General features: G+C 64.9%; 15 protein-coding genes. 9 read left to right on the forward strand and 6 right to left on the reverse strand.

From position 1 onward, the window contains the following. Positions 1–79: 79 nt before the first annotated feature. Both ABS769_RS00495 and ABS769_RS00500 read left to right on the forward strand, forming a co-directional pair. Positions 80–1063, forward strand: coding sequence for a LysR family transcriptional regulator (locus tag ABS769_RS00495; RefSeq protein WP_006451421.1), 984 nt, complete (start codon positions 80–82; stop codon positions 1061–1063). A gap of 723 nt (positions 1064–1786) precedes the next feature. Continuing rightward, complete coding sequence (locus ABS769_RS00500; RefSeq protein ID WP_176339302.1) at positions 1787–2068, forward strand: hypothetical protein; 282 nt, start codon at positions 1787–1789, stop codon at positions 2066–2068. A gap of 462 nt (positions 2069–2530) precedes the next feature. Here ABS769_RS00500 and ABS769_RS00505 read toward each other — a convergent pair whose 3' ends face one another. Further along, complete coding sequence (locus ABS769_RS00505; protein WP_043889402.1) at positions 2531–3724, reverse strand: sensor histidine kinase; 1194 nt, start codon at positions 3722–3724, stop codon at positions 2531–2533. Positions 3725–4016: 292 nt separating this feature from the next. Here ABS769_RS00505 and ABS769_RS00510 point away from each other — a divergent pair, with 292 nt between their 5' ends. The 3 genes from ABS769_RS00510 to ABS769_RS00520 all read left to right on the forward strand — a co-directional run bounded on the left by ABS769_RS00510 (position 4017) and on the right by ABS769_RS00520 (position 8356). Next, positions 4017–4454: a DUF2946 family protein gene (locus ABS769_RS00510; RefSeq protein ID WP_317059814.1), complete on the forward strand. Its 438-nt coding sequence runs from the start codon at positions 4017–4019 to the stop codon at positions 4452–4454. Between the two features lie 195 nt (positions 4455–4649). After that, the gene (locus tag ABS769_RS00515) at positions 4650–6650 is read left to right on the forward strand and encodes a TonB-dependent receptor (protein WP_317059937.1); all 2001 of its coding nucleotides are present in this window, start codon (positions 4650–4652) and stop codon (positions 6648–6650) included. Further along, on the forward strand, positions 6650–8356 hold the full coding sequence (locus ABS769_RS00520) for a PepSY-associated TM helix domain-containing protein (protein WP_317059815.1): 1707 nt from the start codon (positions 6650–6652) through the stop codon (positions 8354–8356). Before ABS769_RS00515 ends, ABS769_RS00520 begins: the two co-directional genes overlap by 1 nt. A gap of 137 nt (positions 8357–8493) precedes the next feature. Here the strand turns inward: ABS769_RS00520 and ABS769_RS00525 are convergent, their stop codons facing one another. The 3 genes from ABS769_RS00525 to ABS769_RS00535 all read right to left on the reverse strand — a co-directional run bounded on the left by ABS769_RS00525 (position 8494) and on the right by ABS769_RS00535 (position 12878). After that, positions 8494–9219 (reverse strand): phosphoadenylyl-sulfate reductase, encoded by a 726-nt coding sequence (locus tag ABS769_RS00525; protein ID WP_047127131.1) that lies wholly within the window; start codon positions 9217–9219, stop codon positions 8494–8496. Continuing rightward, on the reverse strand, positions 9216–10922 hold the full coding sequence (gene cysI / locus ABS769_RS00530; RefSeq protein WP_317059818.1) for an assimilatory sulfite reductase (NADPH) hemoprotein subunit: 1707 nt from the start codon (positions 10920–10922) through the stop codon (positions 9216–9218). The genes ABS769_RS00525 and cysI overlap by 4 nt, the downstream gene beginning before the upstream one ends. A gap of 108 nt (positions 10923–11030) precedes the next feature. Next, on the reverse strand, positions 11031–12878 hold the full coding sequence (locus ABS769_RS00535) for an assimilatory sulfite reductase (NADPH) flavoprotein subunit (RefSeq protein ID WP_317059819.1): 1848 nt from the start codon (positions 12876–12878) through the stop codon (positions 11031–11033). Between the two features lie 180 nt (positions 12879–13058). Between ABS769_RS00535 and cysD the strand changes: the two genes are divergently transcribed. The 4 genes from cysD (at position 13059) to ABS769_RS00555 (ending at position 20410) form a co-directional block, all read left to right on the forward strand. Next, the gene (gene cysD, locus ABS769_RS00540; protein WP_317059938.1) at positions 13059–13967 is read left to right on the forward strand and encodes a sulfate adenylyltransferase subunit CysD; all 909 of its coding nucleotides are present in this window, start codon (positions 13059–13061) and stop codon (positions 13965–13967) included. Next, positions 13967–15943 (forward strand): sulfate adenylyltransferase subunit CysN, encoded by a 1977-nt coding sequence (gene cysN / locus ABS769_RS00545; protein ID WP_317059820.1) that lies wholly within the window; start codon positions 13967–13969, stop codon positions 15941–15943. The genes cysD and cysN overlap by 1 nt, the downstream gene beginning before the upstream one ends. A gap of 259 nt (positions 15944–16202) precedes the next feature. After that, positions 16203–17288, forward strand: a complete 1086-nt coding sequence (locus ABS769_RS00550; RefSeq protein WP_317059821.1) for an efflux RND transporter periplasmic adaptor subunit — start codon at positions 16203–16205, stop codon at positions 17286–17288. Next, on the forward strand, positions 17285–20410 hold the full coding sequence (locus ABS769_RS00555; protein ID WP_317059822.1) for an efflux RND transporter permease subunit: 3126 nt from the start codon (positions 17285–17287) through the stop codon (positions 20408–20410). Before ABS769_RS00550 ends, ABS769_RS00555 begins: the two co-directional genes overlap by 4 nt. A gap of 122 nt (positions 20411–20532) precedes the next feature. Here ABS769_RS00555 and ABS769_RS00560 read toward each other — a convergent pair whose 3' ends face one another. Together ABS769_RS00560 and ABS769_RS00565 are read right to left on the reverse strand one after the other, a co-directional pair. After that, positions 20533–21183 carry a hypothetical protein gene (locus ABS769_RS00560; RefSeq protein ID WP_317059823.1) on the reverse strand — a complete coding sequence of 217 codons (651 nt, stop codon included), beginning with the start codon at positions 21181–21183 and terminating at the stop codon, positions 20533–20535. A gap of 40 nt (positions 21184–21223) precedes the next feature. Further along, positions 21224–24868 (reverse strand): hypothetical protein, encoded by a 3645-nt coding sequence (locus ABS769_RS00565; RefSeq protein ID WP_430544114.1) that lies wholly within the window; start codon positions 24866–24868, stop codon positions 21224–21226. Positions 24869–25148: the final 280 nt, after the last annotated feature.

Consider the following 25148-nt stretch of genomic DNA (forward strand, 5'->3'; position numbering starts at 1 on the left):
GTTCGGTTATAAGCTGGCCCATAGAACTCCTCTACAGTCGAGTCCCTGTGGCGCCTCGCGCTTTTTTGGATATAAGCCCATGACGCTGACCCAACTTCGTTATCTGGTCGCCATCGCCGATGCCGAGCTGAACATCACGCTGGCCGCCGCGCGTGTGCATGCCACCCAGCCCGGTCTGTCCAAGCAGCTCAAACAGCTGGAGGACGAACTGGGCTTTCTGTTGTTCGTGCGCAAGGGGCGCAGCCTGGATGCGGTCACGCCGGCGGGCGTGGAAGTGATCGAGCGTGCGCGTTCGGTACTGTCGGAAGCCAATAACATCCGCACCTATGCGGCCAACCAGCGCCGCGAGAGCCAGGGCCAGCTGACCCTGACCACCACCCATACCCAGGCGCGCTTCGTGCTGCCGCCGGCGGTGGCGCAGATCAAGCACGCCTACCCGCAGGTGAGCGTGCATCTGCAGCAAGCCGCCGAAAGTGCGGCGCTGGATCTACTCAGTCAGGGCGATGCGGATATTGCGGTGGTCAGCACCGCCGGTGGCGAGCCGAGCGCCGGGATTGCGGTGCCGCTGTATCGCTGGCGTCGGCTGGTGATCGTGCCGCGCGGTCATCCGCTGGATCAGGCGCGCACGGCGCCGGACATGCAGGCGTTATCGCAATACCCGTTGATCAGCTACGAATCGTCCACGCGGCCAGGTTCGTCGTTGCAGCGGGCATTTGCGCAGGTCGGGCTGGAGCCGAGCATCGCGTTGACCGCGCTGGATGCGGACCTGATCAAGACCTATGTGCGTGCCGGCCTGGGCGTTGGTCTGGTGGCGGAGATGGCGGTCAGCGCCAACGATGAGGATCTGCGCGCCTGGCCGGCACCGGCGCCCATTGCCGATTGCATCGCCTGGGCGGTGCTGCCGCGCGACCGCGTGCTGCGCGATTACGCGCTGGATCTGGTGCATGTGCTGGCGCCGCAGATCGACAAGCGCGATCTGCGCCGCGTGCTGGATGGCAACCAGGCGCCGAACTGGCCGCTGCCGCCGACTTGGGAATCGCTGACCCAGACGATTACCAGTTAAGCGGCTGGCCACGGCCGCATGAGCGCTGGTTGAGCGGCTATCGAAGGCTGCATGTTTGCCGGATCGATGCGATGCATGTCCTGCAGGAAAGCGAAGGCATTACCTGCCGATGAGCGGCCGCGCACAGGCCAATCCCGCACCCACCGTCTGCCGGTTTTGTGAGAGTGCTTCGGTCACTGAGGGGCGCTTGCGCGCGTACCAGCGTGGGACACGCCGCAAGTACGTCCATGTAGGCTCTTACGCGGCATCCATGCCGCGTAAGGTCCCACGCCGGTACGCGCGCAAGCACCTTCGGATGTTGTCGGTGTCTGCAGGAAAAGCGGAGGGATTGCCTGCCAATCAGGTGCCGTGAAGAGTGGAGGCGTGGTGCCGTATCCGGGTGCGGGACCGTGTGGCGGCATGGATGCCGCCACCGAGCCTACATGGACGTACTTGCGGCGTGTCCCGCTCCCGGATGCGGCACCGCGCATCGACTATCGCCGCTCACGGTGCTTGCCAGTTTTACGCGAATGCTCCGGTCACTGAGGGCGCTTGCGCGCGTACCAGCATGAGACACACCGAAAGTACGTCCACGTAACAACTGCATCATGCTGGTATCAGCGTTCGGAATCGGTAGGGACTGTTCGTACACTGCAGTCTGCGCGCGGGGTATGCCAATCCCGGTTTGCTATGCGCGCGATCTCCATTTGCCACTGTGAGGCGCTGCAACCGATGACCGAGCGATTGACCGAGCCACTGCGTCCGCCTCTCAGCCGGCTGTGGTCGCCCGACCAGGACGGCGGCATGTCGTTGCAGCTGTCGGCCAACCTCGACGGACGCGAGCATGCGTTGCTGACGGTACTGGCCGACCCGCACGACGAAGCGTTATGGGTGGCAGTGCAGGCCGGCGACACCCAGGTGCAGATTCCGCTGGCGGTGCTGCGTCAGCTGTTGGAGGTCGCAGCCGAAGAGGTGCATTCGGCTGAGTGGTTTGCGCGGCAGGATGCGGCCGAACCTGAGCTTTGACGGCCTCATCTGTTGCACGCGTGACTGCTCTGGATGCTGCACTGCAGTGTACGTGGCTGCGAAAAATCTCAATGCGATCAATAGCCTGCGCGCAGGCTTGCACTAACCCGGAAACACGCTGTCAGTGATTCTCCCTACGCGTGTCAGGGCCGCCGGATCGGCGTCATCGGTCCGTATCAAGTTGCGCGCTGCGCTGTCGTAAATCCTTATAGCAACCATAACGCGACACTCTCGGACGTCTAGGGGTGGACGGCGCAGGACCGGCGATGCAGTGATCGCATGGCCGGTCTGTTTGGCGGTGTCGTCGAGAGGTTGCCAGCGCTGTCGCATCACCATTGCGCGAGGCTGCGCGATGGCGCGGCTGGCGCACCCGGGTCCCTGGGGAGAGACCTGGCGTGCTTGGCGGCGGATCCGGGTCGGGAGCCCGGGTCCGCTTTTTTTTTGCGCGACGCCCTGCCGTGCTCAGGCCAGCGGGATGCGCACCGAGAAACAGGTACCGCCTGCCGGGCGTGGGCGCACATCCACCTCGCAGTCCAGGGTTTCGGCAGTGCGGTGCACGATCCACAGACCGATGCCTAGCCCTTCGCTGTTCGGATCCGCCTGGCGAAACGCCTGGAACACCTGTTCGGGGTGGTCCAGGTTCAGGCCGATGCCGCTGTCGATGATTTCCACCTCGGCATAGCCGGGGCGGCGGCGCACGCCGACCAGCACGCGTCCGCGTTCGGTGTACTTGACCGCGTTGCCGACCAGGTTGCCGATCAGCGTAGTCAGCAGCGTGGCATGGCTGCGCACGCGCAGCGAAGTGGGCACGTGGCGCAAGGCCAGGCATTTGTCGCTCGCCGGTTGCCGCCACACACCGAGGACCGCGTGCAGCACGTCTTCCAGTGCCAGCGGCTGCAGATCCGGGGTGGAGCTCTTGCTCGCGGCGGCCAGTGTGGCCAGTTCGTCGAGGCTGCGTGCCACCATGCCGATCGCATCGCGTGCGGTGACCAGGGTGGGAACGGAATCGACATTGGCGTGCCGGCGCATCTTGTCGATGGCATAGGCCGCAGTGCGCAGCGGAGTTTTCAGGTCGTGCCCGGCGATCGCCATCAGCCGGCTGCGATAGCGGTCGGACTCTTCGGCGTTCTGCAGCGCGCGGCGCAGTTCCAGCTGCGCCATGGTCTGGCGCGCCAGTGCACGCAGCGCTTCGACCTGTTCGTCAGTGAGTTGACGCGGTTGCCGGTCCAGCACGCAGACCGTGCCCAGCGGCAGGCCTTCGCTGGTCTTGAGCAACGCACCTGCATAAAACCGCAGTGGCACCTCGCCGGTGACCAGCGGGTTGCGTGCAAAACGGATGTCTTCGCGCGTGTCGGGTACCACCAGCACGTCGTTGTCGAGCAGCGCATGCGCGCACATCGACTTGAACAGCGGCGTCTCGCGCTCGCCCATGCCGCGCTCGCTCTTGAACCATTGGCGGTCGGCGTCCACCAGGCTGATCAGTGCGATCGGGGTCTGACAGATGATCGAGGCCAGCTTGGTGATGTCTTCGAATGCCGCTTCGCGCGGCGTATCGAGAATGCCGTAGCTGCGCAGCGCCTGGAGACGCAACGCTTCGCTCGCGGGTTTGGGCGCGCAGGGAAAGGGCTCAGCCGCTGGATCGAACAAGACGCTCATGCGCGCGCAGGATGAATGGAATAGAGCGACAAGCATAGGGCATGGCAGGGGCTGGCATGTGGGTGCGATCACGCTCGTGGATGGAACTGTGACTGCCGGCCTCGACAGTGGAGGGGTGGCGTTTTGGTTTGTTTGCGATGTCGTGATGCAGATTGCGCGGTGTGTTGCGGCGGAGCAACGATCAGTACGAAGGGGGTGCGACGACTCAAGGATGCGACACCAGGGTGCGACATCCGGTCGCGCACCGGCCGCAAGCATCGCCGCGCGGCAGGCGGCGGCTTACACTCGCGCGATGCGTTCGTTCCGTCATCACCGTTGGCTGCACCTGCTTGCCTGTCTGGCGGTGGCGCTGATGCTGGTGGCGCCGCTGATCAGCCGTTGGAGCCAGGCGCAGTCGGTCGAACCGATGTGCATGAGCGGGCCGGCATTGGACGCAGGCGGGTCGTTGCACACAGGCCACCAGGCCATGCCGGCGCAGACTGCCGCGCATCATCACGACAGCGCCGCGTCGCCAGCCAAGCCTCCAACTGGCGAACACGCTGCCGGCATGCACGGCGAAGCTTGCGATTACTGCGTGCTGGCTGCGCGCCTGCTGCCGTGGCTGGCGCTGCTGGTGCTGTGTCTGCTGCAACTCCGGTCGGCGCCGGCGCCCATGCACACCCATGCACGGGCGTGGTCGGTGGTGCGCTGGGCCGCACTCGGGGCACGTGGGCCGCCGCTGCAGGCGTGAGTCTGGCCCCATCGCGGGCGTCCGCTGCGTTGTGCTGATTGCACGCCTGATCTTCCGGCGTGCCCGCCTGCCGCTGCATGGACGGCCCGCTTTCCTGAAGTGATGCCTGTGCCCGCTGCTATGCCGCGGCGCACGGCGGTGTTGCCGTGCCGGCACGGCGAAGGGTTGGTCATGCGTCTGCGGTTCTTGAAAACGATGTGGTATGCGCCGTCGTTGGCGTTGGTGTGGTGGCCTGCCTGCCAGGTGCAGGCACAGGATGCGGCGTTGACGCTGGGCAAGGTGCAGGTGAGCCAGACCCAGCGCAGCCCGAACACGGCGCGCGTGCTGAGTTCGGTGGATGTGATCGGCGGCGAGCTGCTGCACGATCAGCACGTGGATTACAGCTGGGAGCTGCTGATGCGCGCGCCGGGTGTGCAGGTCACCCAGTTCCGCATGGGCACCGATGCGGGGCGGTTCTCGTTCCGTGGTTTCAATGGCGAGGGGCGGATCAATGCGGTGAAGCTGCTGATCGACGGCATCCCCAGCAACGACAATGCCGGTGGCATGCCGTATCTGGATGCGGTGTTTCCGCAGGACATCAGCGCGATCGAGATCGTGCGCGGCACCAACGATGCGCGCTATGGTCTGAATGCGATTGCCGGCAGCGTGGACGTGCTGACCCGCACCGGCGGTAACGATGGCCGTTTGAGCGTGACAGGCGGCAGCTTCGGTGCGCGCGAGGTGCAGCTGGGCAAGGGCTTCGAACATGGCGCATGGAGCCAGAACTATGTACTGGCGTGGCGCGATTCCGATGGCTATCGCGACCATGCCGACGCGCGCAAACGCAGCGTGGCCGGCAAGTGGTTCTACACCGACCCGGATGGTGCGTTCCGCGCCGGGCTCACCACGCGTTACTACGACAATCTTGCGCTGGAAGCGGGCTATTTGGATGCGGCCAGCGCGCGTACGGCGCCGCGCAGTTCGCCAGGTTATGCGCAGGACGATCGCAGCGAACGCCAGCTACGGCAGACCGCATTGCATGCGGACGGCAAGCTGGGCGCCGATGCGCAGTGGAGCGCAAAGGCCTATCAAAACGACTATCGTAATCGGCGTTGGGTGCGGTTTTCCGCCGCCGGCCTGCAGCAGGAACGCGATACCGACGAAACCCATCGCGGCCTGCTGTTGCGTGGCAACTGGCAGCCGGATTGGGGCGCGCTGAGCGCCAACCTGGAAGCCGGCGTGGATGCGCAGTGGCAGGACAACCAGTCGCAACGTTACCGCACCGTGGCACGCGTGCGCGGCGCGCAATTGCGCGATTGGGATTACGACCTGCGCACACGCGGAGCTTATGTGCAGGCGGTGCTGACACCGATCGAGCGCCTGCAGGTGGTGCCGGGCTATCGCATCGACCGCGTCGATGGGCAGCTGCACGATGTGCGCACCGGCATTTACGCGCCCACCTACGACTACGGCACCATCAAGCAGCCCAAGTTCAGCGTCAGCTATCGGCTTGTCGGGCAGAGCAGCATGTACGCCAACTGGGGCCGCAGCTTCCAGATCGGCAGCGGCGATGGCGCGTATCGTCGCCAGCCCGGCAACCTGGGCCCATCGATCAACGACGGCTGGGAGGCCGGTTTCAAGTTTGCGCCATCGGCGGTAATGGATGGGCGCCTGGCGTATTGGGAACAGCGCGCCTCCGGTGAAGTCGCCACCATTCTGGGAGTGAACGGCGTGGCCGGTGTCGGCGATGTGGCCAACGTGGGGCGCACGCTGCGGCGCGGCTGGGATGCGCAACTGAATCTGCAGCCGGCCGAACACTGGCGTGCCTGGGTCTCGTATTCGCGGCAGAAGGCCAGCATCGCAACACCCGATCCGAGCGCACCGGCCACGCGCGGCAAGGAGATCGAAAACGTGCCGCACTGGTTGGCGACTGCCGGGCTGGAGTGGCAGCTCACTTCGGCCGTGCAGCTGAGCGCCTGGGGCAATGCGCAAGGCGATTATTATCTGGAGCGCAGCAATACGCTGGGCCGCACCGGTGGTTACGCGCTGCTCAATCTGGGCGCGCGCTGGAACGTGGATGCGCGCAATGCGCTCAGCCTGCAGCTGCGCAACGTGACCGATCGTGCGTATGTGTACGCGTGGTACGACACCGGAAGTTCCGGTTATTCGCCGGGCGACGGGCGTGCGTTGTCGCTGTCGTGGGATTGGAGCTTCTGATGCGCGTATCGACTGCTCAGGGTGCTGGTGCCGAGCTGCGTCAGGACAGCCGCTGGCGCTTCTATCGCGCAGTGTGGCGCTGGCATTTCTATGCCGGCTTGCTGGTGCTGCCTTTCATCATCTGGCTGGCGCTGACCGGTGCGGCGTTTCTGTATCAGGACGCGATCGATCGTAGCGTGCACTACGGGTTGAAGGTCGTGCCGGTGGGCGCGCTGCGGGTGTCTGCGCAGCACCTGGTCGACGCGGCGCAGCGCAGCGATGGCGGCACCTTGTTCCGTTACACCACGCCGAGTCGTGCCGATGCCAGCGCCGAGATCGGCCTGGTCGATGCGCACGGCATGCGGCAGGTGGTCTATGTCGATCCGTACCGCGCACGCGTGCTGGGCACGCTGCCCGAGCATGGCACCATGGGCTGGACGATTCGTCGGCTGCACAGCCTGGAGTTGATCGGGCCGCTTGCGCGCGGGTTGATCGAAATGGCGGCGGGCTGGGCGATCGTGCTGGTGCTGACCGGTATGTATCTGTGGTGGCCGCGAGGGCGACGCGGCGGGGTGTTGAGCGTGCGCGGCAAGCCGGCGCAACGGCTGTTCTGGCGCGATCTGCATGCGGTCACCGGGGCGAGTGTAGGCGCGGTGTTGCTGTTTCTGGCGCTGACCGGCATGCCGTGGTCGTGGCTGTGGGGCGCGCAGGTCAATCGCTGGGTCAATGGGCATGATTTCGGGTATCCGGTCGGGCTGCGAGTGCAGCAGCCGATGTCGCAGCAGCGGTTGACCGAGACGACCGATCCGGCGTGGTCGTTGCGGCAGGCAAGGGTGCCGGAGTCTGTTGTGCCTGAGCGTGGAGCTGTGGGGGTGGATGAGGGTTTGCATGACGGGCGGGTGGGTGTGCCGCGGGCGGATGCGGTGCGTGCGGTCGACCCGCACTCCAACCCCCGCTCCGCGCCCCGGCCCGCGCCAGCAGCGCGGGCGCTCCAAGGCTCGCGCGCCAGTAGCGCGCAAGCGGTTCTTGATCGCCCCGAGGGGACAGGGGCTAACTTCCATCCTGCTCATGCAGAACATCTGGAGCACATAGCGCACATAGCGCACTCACAACACTTGGGACACCTGGAACACTCCGAACACCCAAGCCAGTCGGAACATGCAGCCCACGGCGGCACCGGCAGCGTCGCTGCGCCCGGTCATGGTGCGATAGGGCTGGATGCGGCGATGACGCGCTTCGATGCGCTCGGCATCGTGCCGGGCTACAGCATCTCGCCGCCGCGTGGCGTTACCGGCGTGTACACCGCCTCGGTGTATCCGGCCGACCTGCAACGGCAGCGCGTGATCCATCTGGATCAGTACAGCGGTGCGGTGCTGCTGGACATGACCTATCGCGATTACGGGCCGATCGGGCGCGCGCTGGAATGGGGCATCAATGTGCACCTTGGCCAGCAATACGGCACTGCCAATCAGTTGATCCTGTTGCTGGCGTGCGCGGCGATTGTGTTGTTGTGCGTGAGCGCTGCTGTGATGTGGTGGAAGCGTCGCCCGGCTGGCGGGCTGGGCGTGCCGCCGCTGCCGGCAGATCCACGTACGCTGCGCGGTCTGATGGTGCTGCTGGTGCTATGCGGGCTGATCTTCCCGTTGGTCGGGCTGTCGTTGTTGTTGATGTGGTTGTTCGATCGCTACTGGATGCAGCGCGATCAAACTGGCGTCGCAGCACCATGAGGGGCGGCGTGTCTGCGGCTGCATCGCGCTGAGCATTCGCTGCGGCGAGGCCTTACTTCTTGGGATGGCCAGCAGAAACATTCAGCGCGCCGCAGCGCTTGAAACTTTCGCGAAGAAATCACGACGCGCTGCTGTGCTCAGATGTCCTCGTGAATGCCGCACTCGCGCTTCAATCCGAAGAAACGCGTGTCTTCTTCGCGCATGCCCGGTTCCCAGCGGCGCGTGGTGTGGAAGTCGCCGATCGACACGTAGCCTTGCTCCCATAGCGGGTGATACGGCAGGTCGTGCGCCTGCAGGTATTGCCACACGTCGCGGTCGGTCCAGTCGGCGATCGGGCTGACCTTGTAGCGCTCGCCGCGCTTTTGCACGATCGGCGTCTGTGCGCGGCCGCCGGACTGGCTGCGGCGCAGGCCGGTGAACCAGGTGCCCACGTTGAGCTCGTCCAATGCGCGGCGCATCGGTTCGACCTTGCGCAGGTTGTTGTACTGGTCGATGCCGACCATGCCCTGTTCCCACAGGCGGCCGTGGCGCGCCTCCATCCAGGCGCGGCTGACCAGCGGGCGGTACACCTTGAGGTTGAGCTTGAGCCGGTCGGCCAGCGCGTCGGCAAACCGGTAGGTTTCCGGGAACAGGTAACCGGTATCGATCAGGATCACTGGAATGTCCGGGCGCTGCTGGGTGAGCAGGTGCAGCGTGACCGCCGACTGCGCGCCGAAACTGGACGACAGCGCCGCCTCCTGCGGGCCGTGTTGCAGTGCCCAGGCCACGCGCTCGTCGGCGTGCAGGCCTTCCAGCTGCGCGTTGAGCGCGTCCAGGTCGTCCAACGCGGACGCAGTGATCGATGCAGCGGGCAGCGCGGTCATGCGAGCAATTCCAGGTCGAGGTGACGGTGGGTGGGGTAGGGCGGCAGCGCGATCAGGCCGCTGCGATGCAGGAAATCGCCGAAGCCTTCGTCTCCGGCCTGATCGCGTTCGGCCGCATAGCGCGCCAGCAGCGGTTCCAGTGCGGCGAGAATGTCCGCTTCGGTGATGTTTTCGCGGTACAGCGTGTTCAGGCGCTGGCCGCGGCGGTCGCCGCCCAGCATCAGGTTGTAGCGGCCGGGTGCCTTGCCGACCAACGCGATCTCGGCCAGATACGGGCGCGAGCAGCCGTTCGGGCAGCCGGACAGGCGCAGCACGATCGGGGTGTCGGCCAGTCCGTGCTGTTCCAGCAGCGGCTGCAAGGCGGCGCTGAAGTCGGGCAGATACCGCTCGGCCTCGGCCATCGCCAGGCCGCAGGTGGGCAGCGACACACAGGCCATCGCGCCGCGTGCCAGTGCGGTGGGCGCGCGATTGCCGGCATCCAGACCGTACTGCGCAACCAAGGCATCGACGCGTGCGCGCTCGCTGGCAAGCACACCGGCAATGACCAGATTCTGGTTGGGCGTCATGCGAAACTCGCCGACGTTCAACTGCGCAATCGCACGCAGGCCGCTCAGGTGCGCAGCGGCCTCGGTATCGGCGATGCGCCCGGCCGGTAGCGAGAGAGTCAGATGCCACAGCCCGTCTTCGCCTTCGACCCAGCCGTAGCGATCGCCGTTGTGCTCGAAGGCGAACCGCTGCGCCGGCTGCAGCGCGAAACCTGCGCGGCGTTCGATCTCGGCCACGATGGTGTCCAGACCATGATCGTCGATGGTGTACTTGAAGCGTGCGCGTTTGCGCACTGCGCGATTGCCGAAGTCGCGCTGCGTGGTGACCACCGCAGTGGCAACATCGAGCAACTGATCGCGGGTGACAAATCCAATGACATTGGCCACGCGCGGCCAGGTTTCCGCATCGCCATGGCTGGCACCCATGCCGCCGCCGATGCTGACGTTGTAGCCGAGCAATTGGCCCTCGCGCAGGATGGCGATAAAGCCCAGATCGTTGGCGAACACGTCCACATCGTTGAGCGGCGGCGCGGCGAAGCCGATTTTGAATTTACGCGGCAGATAACGGTCGCCGTAGATCGGTTCTTCTTCGCTGCCGGAGCCGGAGACGCGCTCTTCGTCCAGCCAGATTTCGTAATACGCGCGCGTATTCGGCAGCAGATGCTCGGACACGCGCGCAGCATCGGCATACAGCGTGGCGTGCGCCTGCGACAGCAGCGGATTGGCTGCCACTTGCACATTGCGATTCACATCGCCGCAAGCGGCCAGCGTATCGATCAAGGTCGCATTGATCGCCTGCATGGTCGCCTTGAGTTCGCGCTTGATCACGCCATGGAACTGGAATGCCTGGCGCGTGGTGATGCGCAGCGAATGATTGGCATACCGCGTGGCGATGCTGTCCAGGGCCAGCCACTGCGTGGGCGAGATCACCCCACCCGGCGTGCGCGTGCGGATCATGAACTGATACGCCGGCTCGAGCTTCTGCCGACGCCGCTCATCGCGGATATCGCGGTCGTCCTGCTGGTAGCTCCCGTGGTACTTGATCAGGGTCTGATCGTCCTCACGCAACGCACCGGTCACCGCATCGGCCAGGCTCTGTTCCAGCGACCCGCGCAGACGACGGCTTTCGGATTTGATGTCTTCGACGGAGTGAGTCATGGGAATCGGGAGTCGGGAATGGGGAATCGTAAAAAGCGGCTTGGTCTGCCAGGAAAGGTCAGTTGCGGGCTGTTCCGATTCCCGATTCCCCAATCCCGATTCCCGGCTCTAATAGACATCGCGCGCATACCGCCCCTCCACCTGCAGCTGGGTGAGATACGCCGCTGCGGCTTCGGCATCGAGTGCGCCGTGGGTGGCGACGATGTCGAGCAGGGCGGCGTGCACGTCCTTGCCCATGCCGATCGCGCCGCACACATACACATGCGCGCCGCCTTGCAACCAGGCGTAGACCTCGGCGCCGCGTGCGCGCAGGCGATGCTGCACGTAGATTTTTTCGGCCTGGTCGCGCGAGAACGCCAGGTCCAAGGCATGCAGTTCGCCGCGCTGCAGGGCCTGCTGCCATTCGGCCTGATACAGGAAATCGGTATTGAAATGCTGGGCGCCGAAGAACAGCCAGTTACGGCCCTTGGCGCCGGTTTCCGCGCGCTCCTGCACAAAGCCGCGGAACGGCGCCACGCCGGTTCCCGGGCCGATCATCAGGATGTCGCGATCGGGGTCGGCCGGCACGCGGAAGCGTTCGTTCGGCTCGATATAGACCGGTGCGGTGTCACCTTCGCGCAGCGCGGCAAGAAAGCCGCTGGCCGAGCCCAGGTGTGCATGGCCGTGCGCCTGGTAGGTGAGTTCGTCCACGACCAGGTGCACTTCCTCGCCCACGCGCTTGCGGCTGGAGGCGATCGAGTACAGGCGTGGGGTGAGCGGACGCAGGGCGGCCAGCAGGCCGCCATGGTCCCAATCCGCCGGCCAGCGTCGCAGCACGTCGATCAACTGGTGATCGGCGAGCAACGACGCCAGGCCGGCAGTCTGGGTCGGGGTGAGCAGCGTCTGCAGCTCCTCGGCGCGCGCACGCTCGGCATGTGCGGCCAGCAGCGGCCGCGACAGCTTGGTGAGTTCGCGCCGGGTGGCAAGCCACTCGTTCAAGGCCAGAGTCTCTTCGCCGATGGTGACCGCGACATGACCATCCAGGCGCAGCGTTTCCAGCACTGCATCCACCAGTGCGGGCGGATTGCGATGACGGATGCCCAGCGCATCGCCGGGCTCGTAGCTCAGCCCGCTGCCTTCAAGCGAAAATTCCAGATGACGCACGCGCTTGCCGGGCAGTGCATAGACGCGAAACTGCGGACCCTTGAAGTCGCGCCCGCTGATGATCTGGTTGGCCAGCACCTCTGCAGCGAACGGGTGCTGATGCGACCACACTGCTGCGGCCGCGCTGCTGCGCAATGGCGTGATGGTGGCCGAAGGCGGGCCACTCTTGAGGTGCTCGCGTGCGTGCGTGAGTGCTTGCGCACGCCAGGGTGCGGCGACGCTGTCGATATCCAGATCGGCTTCGCCACGCGGCTGCACGCGGCTGCCGCCGAGTTCGGCCAGGCGCTCGTCGATGCGGCGTGCAATGCCGCAAAAATCCGCGTAGCTGGAATCGCCCAGCCCCAGCACCGCGTACTTGAGCTCGGGCAGCTTGGGCGCGCGCCGGCTGGCCAGAAATTCAACCAGCCCGATCGCATCGTCCGGTGGGTCGCCCTCGCCCTGGGTGCTGATCACCACATACAACAGGCGTTCGCTGGCCAACTCGCGGGTGGGGTAGGCGTCGGCGCGCAGCAGGCGCACGCTCAAGCCCGCAGCCTCTGCCTCGGCGGCCAGTTGCTCCGCTTCGCGGCGGGCATTGCCGGTCTGGCTGCCATACAGCACGGTCAGGCGCTGGCTCGCTTGCGCGATCGCGTGGGGCTGGCCGCCGGGCAGGACCGCGAGCGAGCGCGGCGGCTGGCCTTGTGCCAGCCCGGCGGTGTAACCAGACAGCCACCACAGTGACGCAGAATCCAGGCCGTCCACCAACCGTTCCAGCAGCGCCTTGCGCTCGTCGGGCAAGGGGCTGGGCGGTAGCGCGGAACTGGCGGCGGTCATTTGGATCCGGGGGCGTTGATGAGACCAGTGATGTTATGGAAACGTTGCGGCGGCCAGAAAGGATGAGCCGTTATCGCGTTATGCCGGCCGCTTATTTCTGGTTGCCAACAGACAGCGCAAATAGTCGTGCCTTGGCTTACCATAAGTCTGAACATGCCGCCGAAGCCGATCAAAACTGTGCTGACCTCGCTACCCCTGTCACACCTGGACCGGCTCGAAGCCGAAAGCATCCACATCCTGCGCGAAGTCGCCGCCGAGTTCCGGGCCCCGGTGATGCTGTATTCGGTGGGCAAGGACAGTTCGGTGCTGCTGCATCTGCTGCTGAAGGCATTTGCGCCATCGCCGCCACCGATCCCGTTGCTGCATGTGGACACGCGCTGGAAGTTCGGCGAGATGATCGCCTTCCGCGATCAGCGCGCGGCCGAAACCAGCGTGGACCTGCGCGTGCACATCAACCCGGACGGCATCGCCCAAGACATCGGCCCGATCAGCCATGGCGCGGCGGTGCATACCGACATCATGAAGACGCAGGGCCTGAAGCAGGCGCTGGAGCAGGGCGGCTTTGATGCAGCGATTGGTGGTGCGCGCCGCGACGAGGAAAAATCGCGCGCCAAGGAGCGCGTGTTCTCGTTCCGCAATGCGCGTCATCGCTGGGACCCGAAGAATCAGCGCCCCGAGTTGTGGAATCTCTACAACGCGCGCACCAAACCGGGCGAAAGCGTGCGCGTGTTTCCGCTCTCCAACTGGACCGAGCTGGATATCTGGCTGTACATCTACCGCGAGGCCATTCCGGTGGTGGGGCTGTATTTCGCTGCGCTGCGGCCGGTTGTGGAGCGTGACGGTGCGTTAATCATGGTCGATGACCATCGCTTGCCCTTGCACGAAGGCGAAACACCGCAGCTACGCTCGGTGCGCTTCCGCACGCTGGGCTGCTATCCGCTGACTGGTGCGATCGAATCCACCGCCGACACGCTGGAAGCGGTGATCGCCGAGATGCTGGTCAGCACCAGTTCCGAGCGCCAGGGCCGCATGATCGATCATGTGCCGGGTGCGTCGATGGAGCAGAAAAAGGTTGAGGGGTATTTCTGATGGGCCGGGATTTGGGAGTGGAAATTGGAGATTCGCAACAACGGTTCGCCGTGGACGGAACGGAGGAAGCAGCTGCCTTTGCCAATCCTCAATCCCCACTCCCGAATTCCCGCGCTATCCGCGCCTACCTGCATCAACACGAATCAAAGCCGCTGCTGCGCTTCATCACCTGCGGCAGCGTAGACGATGGCAAGAGCACGCTGATCGGGCGGTTGTTGTACGACAGCAAGCGCTTGTTCGACGACCAACTCGCAGCACTGGAAAGCGATAGCCGCCGGCATGGCACGCAAGGCGAGGGCATCGACTATGCATTGTTGATGGATGGCCTGGCCGCCGAGCGCGAGCAGGGCATCACCATCGATGTGGCGTACCGCTATTTCGATACCGACCAGCGCAAGTTCATCGTGGCCGATTGCCCTGGGCATGAGCAGTACACGCGCAATATGGCCACCGGCGCCTCCACCGCCGATGTCGCGGTGGTGCTGGTGGATGCGCGTAAGGGATTGTTGGCGCAGACGCGCCGGCACAGTTACATCGTGTCGTTGCTGGGCATCCGGCATGTGGTGCTTGCGGTCAACAAGATGGATCTGGTGGACTACGACGCGCAGGTATTCGCCGAGATCGCCGATGCCTATCGCGTGCTGGCCGCGCAGCTGGGCATTGCCGATGTGCAGTGCATTCCGCTATCGGCACTGGATGGCGAAAATCTGTCCAGCGCCTCGACGCGGATGCCGTGGTACAGCGGCCCGCATCTGTTGCAGCATCTCGATACCGTGCAATTGGAGGCGCCGGAAGCGGGCAGCGGGTTCCGCTTGCCGGTGCAGTGGGTCAACCGTCCCAACCAGCATTTTCGTGGCTATGCCGGCACCATTGCGGCCGGGCAGGTGCGGGTTGGCGATGCCGTGGTGGTGGTGCCGTCCGGGCGGCGCACGCAGGTGGCTTCGGTGCTGGATGCCAATGGCGACGTGGATAGCGCGCGCGCCGGCCAGGCGGTCACGCTGACCTTGCGCGAAGAGATCGATATCAGCCGCGGCGACATCATCGCTGCCGTCGACGATCCGCCGGAAGTGGCCGACCAGTTCGCCGCACATCTGTTGTGGATGGACGATGGCGCGTTGCTGCCGGGGCGCCCGTACTGGCTCAAGATCGGCACCCGCACGGTCACCGTGAGCATCAGCGAGATCAAGCACAAGGTCGATGTGAACACGCAGGAGCGGCTGGCCGCCAAGCGGCTGGAGCTCAATGAGGTGGGCTACTGCAATCTGGCGCTGGACGAGCCAATCGCGTTCTCGCCGTATGCGCGCAACCGCGTGCTGGGCGGTTTCATCCTGATCGACCGGCAGAGCAATGCCACGGTGGCCGCCGGCACGCTGGAGTTCGCGCTACGCCGCGCGGGCAACGTGCACTGGCAGCATCTGGATGTGGATCGCGCCGCGCGTGCGCGCATCAAGGGCCAGACCCCGCGCGTGCTGTGGTTCACCGGCTTGTCGGGCGCGGGCAAATCCACCGTTGCCAATCTGGTCGACAAGCGCCTGCATGCGCTGGGCTATCACACCTTCATCCTTGACGGCGACAACGTGCGCCACGGGCTCAACCGCGATCTGGGCTTCACCGACGAAGACCGCGTGGAAAACATCCGCCGCGTGGCCGAGGTGGCGCGCTTGATGGCCGATGCCGGCCTGATCGTGCTGGTGAGCTTCATCTCGCCGTTCCGCGCCGAGCGGCAACTGGCGCGCGAGCGCTTCGATGCCGGGGAGTTCGTCGAGGTGTTCGTGGACGTGCCGCTGGCGGTCGCCGAGGCGCGCGATGTGAAGGGGCTGTACCGCAAGGCGCGGGCCGGGCAGATTCCCAATTTCACCGGCATCGATTCGCCCTACGAGGCGCCGGAGGCGCCGGAGGTCCATCTTCACGCCGATGGTGAGAACGTAGAGGCGCTGGCGCGTCATGTGCTCGAGTTTCTCGGGCTGGAACGCTGAGCGGGGCTGACAGGACATAGCGGCAGGCGTCAGGTGGGTGTGGGCAACGCGACGCCGCAATGCATGAATGCGTACATGCAGCGGCCGAGCGGTGGCCGCGCCCGTCCGGCAGCCACGCCGCCGTGTTGGTGGCTGCGCTGGCCAGCGCATCGCGCCGACGACAGCAAGGGTCTTTGGTCATGGTGCAAAGCACGCCTTTCTGTCAACACCCTGGCGGCTAGGTCGTTAAACTTTCGACGTACCTCGCCAGGATGTTCTGATGCTTGTTCTGCCAAGCGCGCGCTTTTGCGCCGCGCTCTTCTTGGCCGCTGCGTTGGCCGGTTGCAGCCGCCAGGCTGCAGCGCCCGCCGTTGCCAAACCCATTCCGGTCTCTGTGCAGGCGGTGACCACCCAGCCCTGGAACTCGACCGTGCAGTCGATCGCCACCGTGCGTGCGCGCGAATCGGTGGCGCTGACCGCCGCGGTGAGCGATGTGGTGGAGCAGGTCAACTTCGATAGCGGCGACGAGGTCAAGGCCGGGCAGTTGCTGCTGCGCCTGCGCGGCAATTCGCAACAGGCGGCGCTGACCGCTGCCCAGGCCACCTTCGAGGAAACCGATCAGCTGTACCGGCGCCAGTTGAGTCTGGTTGGCCAGCAGTTGGTGGCCAAGTCCACTGTCGATACGCAACGCGCGCTGCGCGATGCGGCACAGGCGCGCGTGCAGCAGATGCGCGCGGAGATCACCGACCGCGAGGTGCGTGCGCCGTTCTCCGGCGTGCTCGGCATCCGCCAGATCAGCCCGGGCTCGTTGATCACCTCCAGCACGGTGATCGCCACGCTGGACGATGTGGAGCGCATGTACGTGGACTTTCAGGTGCCGGAGTCGCAGTTCGGCCTGGTGCAGCTCGGCAATACCGTCAATGGCACCGCGGCGGCGTATCCGGGCGAGCAGTTCGAAGGCGTGGTGGCAGCGATCGATTCGCGCATCGACGAGACCACCCGCGCGGTGACGGTGCGGGCGGATTTCCCCAACGGCGACCGTCGCCTGCGCCCGGGCATGTTGCTGGATGTGCGCCTGTTCCAGCCGGCGCGGCAGGCGGTGGTGATCCCGGAGATTGCGGTGGTGCAGGTGGGGCGCGAGTCCTATGTATTCCGGGTCAAGCCCGACAGCAGCGTGGAGCGCGCCGACGTGCGCCTGGGCGAGCGCCGCGACGGCAAGGTGGAAATTCTCGACGGGGTCAAGGCCGGTGAGCGCATCGTGGTGGATGGCACCGGCAAGCTGCGTCCAGGCTTGAAGGTGGTCGATCAGGCCGCACCCGTGCCTGCATCGACATCTGCAGTGGCGCCCACGCAGGCAGCGCGATGAAACTCTCCGATCTGTCCATTACCCGCCCGGTGATGGCGGTGGTGATGAGCCTGTTGCTGATCGTGCTGGGGGTGATGTCGTTCACCCGGCTCACGCTGCGCGAGTTGCCGGCGATCGACCCGCCCATCGTCTCGGTGGATGTGGAATACACCGGCGCTTCGGCGGCGGTGGTGGAAAGCCGCATCACCCAGGTGCTGGAAGATGCGCTCGCCGGTATCGAAGGCATCGAGACCATCGAGGCGCGCAGCCGCAATGGCTCCTCGGACATCAGCATCGAGTTCGTGCAGTCGCGCGATGTGGAAGCGGCCGCCAACGATGTGCGCGATGCAGTCAGCCGCGTGTCCGATCGCATGCCGGACCAGGCGCGCCCGCCGGAAATTTCCAAGGTCGAAGCCGACGCCGACCCCATCCTGTGGCTCAACATGAGCTCCAGTACGATGGACACGCTGCAGCTGTCCGACTACGCCGAGCGCTATGTGGTGGACCGCTTCTCCAGCCTGGACGGCGTGGCGCAGGTGCGGATCGGCGGACGCCAGCGCTATGCGATGCGCATCTGGCTGGATCGCGACCAACTGGCCGCGCGCGAACTGACCGTGGCCGATGTGGAAGCGGCGCTGCAGAACGAGAACGTGGAACTGCCGGCCGGCAGCATCGAATCGGCGCAGCGCGATTTCACCTTGCGCGTGGAGCGCAGTTATCTCAAGCCCGAAGACTTCGCAAAGTTGCCATTGAGTAAAGGCGAGGGCGGCTATGTGGTGCGGTTGGGCGATGTGGCCAAGGTCGAGCTGACCTCGGCCGAGCGCCGCGCCTACTTCCAGAGCAACGGCGTGCCCAATGTGGGCCTGGGCATCGTGCGCAACTCCACCGCCAACGCGCTGGACGTGGCACGTGAAGCACGCGCGCAGGCCGAGGAAGTGCAGAAGTCGCTGCCGCAGGGCACCAACATCTTCGTGGCCTTCGACACCACAACCTTCATCGATGCGGCGGTGGAGCGCGTCTATCACACGCTGATCGAAGCGGTGGTGCTGGTGCTGGTGGTGATCTGGGTGTTTCTGGGCAGCGCACGTGCGGCCTTGATTCCGGCTGTGACGGTGCCGGTGTGTCTGATCGCCGCCTTCATCGCGCTATACGCGTTCGATTTTTCGATCAATCTGCTGACCTTGTTGGCGCTGGTGCTGTGTATCGGCCTGGTGGTGGACGATGCCATCGTGGTGGTGGAAAACATCCAGCGCCGTATCGACCTGGGCGAGCCGCCGCTGGTGGCCGCCAAGCGCGGTACCGGGCAGGTGGCGTTTGCGGTGATCGCCACCACTGCGGTGCTGGTGGCGGTATTTTTGCCGGTGGGCTTTCTGGAAGGCAATACCGGGCGCCTGTTCCGCGAGCTTGCGGTGGCGTTGGCGGCGGCGGTGGCGATCTCGGCGTTCGTGGCGTTGACGCTGACGCCGATGATGTCGTCCAAATTGTTGCGCTCGCACGGGCAGGCCAAACCCAATCGCTTCCATCGCTGGTTCGATGGCCGCATGCAGGCGGTGTCCGGCGCGTATGGGCGCTCGCTGGAGCGGCATGTGCATCGCACCTGGATCTTCGCGCTGCTGATGCTGCTGGCGCTGGGCGCCAGCGCGTGGCTGATGAGCCGCATTCCCTCCGAGCTGGCACCGGCCGAAGACCGTGGCAATTTCCAGATCATGATCGATGGGCCCGAAGGCGCCGGCTTCGATTACACCGTGGGGCAGATGCATCAGGTCGAAGCGATTCTTGGCCCCTACGTGGGCCCGGACAAACCGATCGTGCGTGCCAACCCGCGCGTGCCCGGCGGATTCGGTAGCAGCGAGGAAATGCACACCGGCCGGGTCAGCGTGTTCCTGCAGGATTGGGAAAAACGCACGCGCCCCACCACCGAAGTGGCCGACGAACTGCAGCAGAAACTCAACGTGCTCAGTGGCGTGCGTGCGCGCACGCAGGTGAGCGGTGGGTTGGTGCGCAGCCGCGGGCAGCCGTTCCAGCTGGTGCTGGGCGGGCCGGATTATGCCGAGATCGCGCAGTGGCGCGATCGCATCCTGCAGCGCATGGAAGCCAATCCCGGGTTGGTCGGTCCCGACTCCGACTACAAGGAAACCCGCCCGCAGATGCGCGTCAATATCGACCGTCTGCGCGCGGCCGATCTGGGCGTGCCGGTGACGGCGATCGGTGGGGCGCTGGAAGCGATGATGGGCTCGCGCCGCGTGACGACGTTCGTCGAAAACGGCGAGGAATACGACGTGATGCTGCAGGCCGGCCGCGAAGGCCGCATGGCGCCGGAAGACCTCACCGCGATCCGCGTGCGTTCGATCCGTGGCGAACTGATTCCGTTGTCCAACCTGGTGAGCTTGAGCGAAGTGGCCGAAGCCGGCACCTTGAACCGCTTCAATCGCCTGCGTGCGATCACCATCAGCGCCGGTCTGGCACCGGGCTACCCGCTCGGCGATGCGATCGCCTGGGCGCAGCAGACCGCACGCGAGGAATTGCCCGAGTACGCGCAAGTGGACTGGAAGGGCGAATCGCGCGAGTACCAGCAATCCGGCAGCGCGGTATTGCTGACCTTCGGTATGGCCTTGCTGGTGGTGTATCTGGTGCTGGCCGCGCAGTTTGAAAGCTTCGCCCATCCGCTGGTGATCATGCTCACCGTGCCGCTGGCGGTGCTGGGTGCATTGGTCGGTTTGTGGCTCACCGGTGGCACGCTCAATTTGTTCAGTCAGATCGGCATTGTGATGCTGGTGGGCCTGGCGGCCAAGAACGGCATCCTGATCGTGGAGTTCGCCAATCAGCTGCGCGACGAAGGCCGCAGCGTGCACGAGGCGATCGTGGAATCGGCATCGGTGCGTTTGCGCCCGATCCTGATGACCTCGATCGCCACCGTGGTCGGCGCAATTCCGCTGGTGGTGGCCGGCGGCCCCGGCTCGGCTAGCCGCGCCACCATCGGCGTGGTGGTGATCTTCGGCGTGTCGCTGTCCACGCTGTTGTCGCTATATGTGGTGCCGGCGTTCTACAGTTTGATCGCGCCATTCACCAAGTCGCCCGAAGCGGTGGCACGCGAGCTGGAGACCCTGGAGGCGCAGACGCCGTCGGTGGGTGGGCACGCGTAAGCGATGCCGGCGCCAAAAGTGCCTTCCGTCTTTTCCTCTCATCGCCCATAACCGCAACCGCTGGGCTCAACTACCAGAGCCTCCCTTTGAACGGGCGCTAAGATCAATGCGACCAAGGGGCATCATTTCCCAGCAGGCAGCGTGCGCACATTGATCGCTCTGTATTGCCTCTGGTTGCCATAACGCGGCCCGTTTTTCTCGAAGGTGGCGCAGAGCCGGCCTTCGCCACAGGGAGCCAGGTCGGCACGCGACACGCGATCCATGTAGTCGATGGATGCGCGAAGCTGTGCGAGTTCGGCTCGCTTCTCGTTGATGATGCCCACCGAGTAAGCAACCGCCCCCAGGCCCAGGATGCCTGCCATGAGCATCGTGGCGGACGCGATGCCCATGCGACGCGTGAGCCGTGTTTCCAAGGATTGCTGGGCCTGCGCGTAACGTCGAGTGGCTTGCTGCAGTGTCTCGTCCGCATGGGCCATCTCTTTGTTGAACCGCTTGGCGGCTGGCTCCAGCGTCTGCGTCAACGCTTGATTGGTCAGCTGCGTCAGTCTCGGCAGTGCGTTCTCCAGCACCCGATTGACCTTTTGGTCGGCGCTGCCCACTGCGTTTTGCAGTACATGGAGTTGTTCGGCGATGAGATCGCGCAGGTTTTGTTCGCGCTGTTGCATCGATGACATCAGCGTGGTCAGCACCTTGATGGTCTCCTGCAAGGACGCATTCGATGCATTCAATGTCGCCATCATTTCCGCCATTGCGGCAGCGTCTTGCCTGTCCATGAGGTCTCCTAATCTCGGCTGGTCACGGAAACGATTTTGACTAACCGCCGCCCCCACCACCACCGCCTCCTCCACCGCCCCCACCGCCGTCTCCACCTCCACCGCCGTCCCCTTGGGGACCGTTCTGCATCGGCCCCTTGGCAAACTCTGGCAAGGTCATCACCATCACCGGCCCGCGGCTGGTGTTGATCTCCGCTGCGACATCCATTCCCAGCGCCTGGCGAGTGGCGACATGCTCCTGAGCCTCCTGCTGGGCCTGCGCCTCAAGAAAGTCGTTGCCTCTTTTGATCAGCGCCTGGGTTGCTGCGCTGTTGGCCACCCGATTCAGCGCCTGCTCAATCGCCAGCTCGTTCTTGCTATCGAGCGCGTAGAGCACCTCGTCCACGTCCGGGTCGCCGGTGATGGATTTCCGCTCAGCTTTCGACGAATCATTTGGGGCATCGCCTCCTCCTGGACCGGCGAAGCGCTGAACTAGAGTTGGGAAGGCATCGGTTTGCTCAATAGCTTCACTAGGAGAGCGGTGGATTTGTTCGTGTGCGCTGAATGCATCAATGCTTCCACTCTCCTGGTCTCGCGCGCCGTCGCGAGCGAAGGGATAGGGTTCTCCTCGCTCGCGATACTCCTTCCATTCCTGGTGGAAGCGTTCGTCTTCCCGATCTGCCAGCTCAATCTCCTGTTGCAGTTGGCGCAACGAGCGCATGGTTTCTTCCAGGAACAGTGCGCCACCCGGGTCTGCGGCGCTGCGGTCCTGCGCCGGGGTCGATTGCGTTTGTTGGTTTTCTAAGTCCGCTGGCACGGCGGGCACGGCGGGCACGCGGGTGTCGGCACTGCTTGCCAATAACTGCTCACGTGCTTGCGCGAGGTGTTCTGGGGGCAGCACCGGCACACCATGATCAGCGAGCAAGACGTTTGAAGGACGAGGCAGTTCTGCTTCGGCTTCTCGCTCAGGCGTGGTAGACGCTGTGGAAAGCGATGCAATCAACGGATCTGCTGTCGCAGGCGTTGTTTGGTCCATGAGACGAACCGGCTCTGCCTCCTGCTGATGCGCCACGTCCTGCTGGTGGACCGATGCTTGCTCAATCTCAGTTTGGAACGCCTGAGCGCTGTAGTCCAGCACTGACGGCACTGCAGTGGCCCCTGCGCTGTGCGGAGTGTGGCTGCGAGATTCCGGAGTCTCGGATGAAGTCACTTGAAGGCGCGCGGCGTCGCGATTCTCCACCGGCTGCACTTCCAGCGTGAGTTCGGCGTCTTGTGCCTGACGCGGCTTCGTATCACCTGGACCAGGCATTTGGTTCAGTGGGTCATGTGTGTAAGGAGCCAGATGTTTGCGTGCTTGCTGGTTCTGCGACTCGGGCTGCTGGCGTGCGTCTTCCTGCCGCGACTGAGCACGCGTCGTTTGTTGAGCCAGTGCGGCAGCTTGAGCATGTGACTGAGTGTCCGGTTGCTGGAGGGCTTGCCGACGTTGGTCTTGCTGCTGGGCTTGCTGAACCTGACCTTCCTGGACCTCAATTTGCCTGGCTTCTTGAGCCTGGCGGTCTTGTTGCTCCCGCTGCTGGTTGTCCTCAGCTCGGCGTTCTTGCGCCTGACGTTGCTGGACGTCGCTTTCCTCGCGCTCCTGCAGCTCGCGTTGCTGGCTGGTCTGTGCCTGGCGCTGCTGTTGCTGGCGTTCTTCCTGTTCGCGTTGCTGCTTCACTTGGCGCTGACCTTCCAGTACGGTGTGCGCCTGGAATGCGTGCTCACTCTGTGTGCGGTCTTCGTGTTCCGACGGTGCCTGCTGGATGTGCTCGCGCACCTGCGCGGCGTGCTGCTCTTGCGAGAGACGATCTTGCTGTTCGCGTTCTTGCCGCGCCTGCGCCGCGACAGACGCCTGCATGCGCGCCTGGATGTCCAGCACCTGCTGCGGGTTGGACGATGCGTTGCTACTCGACGTAGTGCCGTCGGTCGATCCATCCGAACCGTTCGCCGCACTCGCTGTGGCGGCGAGCGGACCTGCTGGCCGGTCGGGCAAGACCGGCGGCGGTTGTTGCCCCGCCCGTACCTCCTGCAACGCCTGGCGGATGTCTTCGCTGCTGGTAACCGCCACGATGCGCTCCACGCCATTAGCATCGCGCTGCAGATGCGCGATGGGGCTATCGGCGCCAAACTGACCGCCCGGCCCGCGCTGCAACTGCATTGCGCTATCGCCAATGAGTCCCTCGGTCGCACGCGTGCGTTGAGTCGCCAGTTCGATCGCTTCGCGCCACTGCGGCTGCAACTCCGTGCCGACGATGCGATAGCGGTAGAGCGTCTGCTCGCGCTGCAACTCCTGCGCCGACGGTGGCGATTGCTGGATGGTGGCAATCGCCTGGGCCTGCTCCGCAAGCGCAGGCTGCAGCATCGCGCGCGTCGTCTCCAGTTCCAGCACGCGGTTGCCATCGGGCGCGGCGCCGTTGGTGGTCCACTGATCATCGATATTGCGGTAGTAGCGCTGGCCGTTGGAGGCAGTCAACGCATCCGGATCGGGCAACACCTGCTGCACTGCTGGCGACATCGGCAGGCCATCGGCTTCCCACCCGCTGCGGTAGTGCGCCAGTTCGTAACGCGCAGCAATTGCACCGGGACTGTTGGCGATGTTGCGGGCGATGACATCCTGCGCTTGCGCGTCCAGTTCGGCTGTGCGGGGCGGCAAGGCAGTTTCCTGCACGTAACTGCCGCGATCATTGGCGCCAGAGATCTCGGCCTTGACCAGCCGATGCCACTGACCGTCCGCTGCATCGCGTCGCCAGTCGGCGCTGCTCAGGCTGGGACGGTCAGTGGCATTGGCCGGCTGGCGATACGGATCCTGCGGAGCGGGCGCATCCTTCAAGGCCAACGCGGCAGCGGCGTTGGTGGCCTGGTAATTGAGTTCGCGTGCCTTCTCGTAGCTGGCGACGATGGGGGTGGAGGTGGGGTTGTCTACCCCGTCGTTGGTGGTGTCGGCCTTGCCCTCGCGTGTCCAGGCGGTGCCATTGAACGACCACTGGGTGCCCTCGCGATCGGTCTGGGTATAGATGGCGCGGTTGTCGAGCAACGCAGCGGCTTTCTCGCCAGCGGCACTCAAGAAATACGCATCGGCCGCGATCAGCACCATCGGCCCGGCGCCAGAGGTGCCCAGCGCGTAGGCAGCAGCGGTACCGCCGGCCCAGCCGCCGACGTTGCGGCCGGCGAAGTGAGCCAACTCGGACTGTGCGGCGAGCGGGTTGTCCTGGCCAAGAAGCTGCGTGGCGCGTTGGCCGGTCATCACCGTGTCGGCGGCGGTGGCGAGCAGGCCGGCAGTGCGCAGTGCCTGGCCTGCGGATAGGTCGCCGGCCAGCAATTCGGCAGTGATAAAGCCGCGCTGCGACAGCGGTCTATACGACGCATGAGGTGCGGCGCTTGCGCCTTGGCGAATACTGCGCGCACCACCGCCGATGGTTGTCGGCGTGTCATCCAATACCTGCTGGACCAACGCCGCATTTGACTCGGATAACCTCACACGCCCGGCATCTTCGGCATGCGCGATGGCCATACGAAATTCTTCTCTGCCGACGATCTCGCGGATGACGGCATCGCGTTCATTCGGGACAGCGACCAGATTTTTGCCCGTCGTGCGTGCGTCATCGATTACTTTTGCGATCCGCTGCTCGGAGTGGGTGATGGCGGCCCATTCGGCTTCGACATTGCTCATGGAGCGCAGCGTCTTCAACTGGTCGGCGTGGGCGGCGCGGTATTGCTCGTACTCGGAGAGCGTTCTGCGGTTTTGCGCGTTGGTTTCGGCCTTGGTCAAGTGATCCGGGGTCGTTGCGAACATATCGCCATTGATCAGGGCGATTTTGATGGTGTCTTGCAGGTCGTGGACTTGGGCAGAGACTCGCTTCAATGCTGCAGCGTCATCGCTCATGGCGGCTTCGCCATCTGGGGACTCAATCAGATCGTCAAGATAGCCGATTATTGCTTTTGTGTAGGAG

The organism is Xanthomonas hortorum (assembly GCF_040279205.1).
GTDB classification, from domain to species: Bacteria; Pseudomonadota; Gammaproteobacteria; order Xanthomonadales; family Xanthomonadaceae; genus Xanthomonas; species Xanthomonas hortorum_F.

Excerpts from the sequence above, each read along its gene's own strand:
- ABS769_RS00520 (WP_317059815.1), top strand. The coding sequence starts at position 6,650 with ATGCGCGTATCGACTGCTCAGGGTGCTGGTGCCGAGCTGCGTCAGGAC.
- cysI (WP_317059818.1), bottom strand. The coding sequence starts at position 10,922 with ATGACTCACTCCGTCGAAGACATCAAATCCGAAAGCCGTCGTCTGCGC.
- ABS769_RS00505 (WP_043889402.1), bottom strand. The coding sequence starts at position 3,724 with ATGAGCGTCTTGTTCGATCCAGCGGCTGAGCCCTTTCCCTGCGCGCCC.
- ABS769_RS00560 (WP_317059823.1), bottom strand. The coding sequence starts at position 21,183 with ATGGACAGGCAAGACGCTGCCGCAATGGCGGAAATGATGGCGACATTG.
- ABS769_RS00495 (WP_006451421.1), top strand. The coding sequence starts at position 80 with ATGACGCTGACCCAACTTCGTTATCTGGTCGCCATCGCCGATGCCGAG.
- cysN (WP_317059820.1), top strand. The coding sequence starts at position 13,967 with ATGGGCCGGGATTTGGGAGTGGAAATTGGAGATTCGCAACAACGGTTC.
- ABS769_RS00555 (WP_317059822.1), top strand. The coding sequence starts at position 17,285 with ATGAAACTCTCCGATCTGTCCATTACCCGCCCGGTGATGGCGGTGGTG.
- ABS769_RS00525 (WP_047127131.1), bottom strand. The coding sequence starts at position 9,219 with ATGACCGCGCTGCCCGCTGCATCGATCACTGCGTCCGCGTTGGACGAC.
- ABS769_RS00510 (WP_317059814.1), top strand. The coding sequence starts at position 4,017 with ATGCGTTCGTTCCGTCATCACCGTTGGCTGCACCTGCTTGCCTGTCTG.
- ABS769_RS00515 (WP_317059937.1), top strand. The coding sequence starts at position 4,650 with ATGTGGTATGCGCCGTCGTTGGCGTTGGTGTGGTGGCCTGCCTGCCAG.
- ABS769_RS00535 (WP_317059819.1), bottom strand. The coding sequence starts at position 12,878 with ATGACCGCCGCCAGTTCCGCGCTACCGCCCAGCCCCTTGCCCGACGAG.
- ABS769_RS00565 (WP_430544114.1), bottom strand. The coding sequence starts at position 24,868 with ATGAGCAATGTCGAAGCCGAATGGGCCGCCATCACCCACTCCGAGCAG.
- ABS769_RS00550 (WP_317059821.1), top strand. The coding sequence starts at position 16,203 with ATGCTTGTTCTGCCAAGCGCGCGCTTTTGCGCCGCGCTCTTCTTGGCC.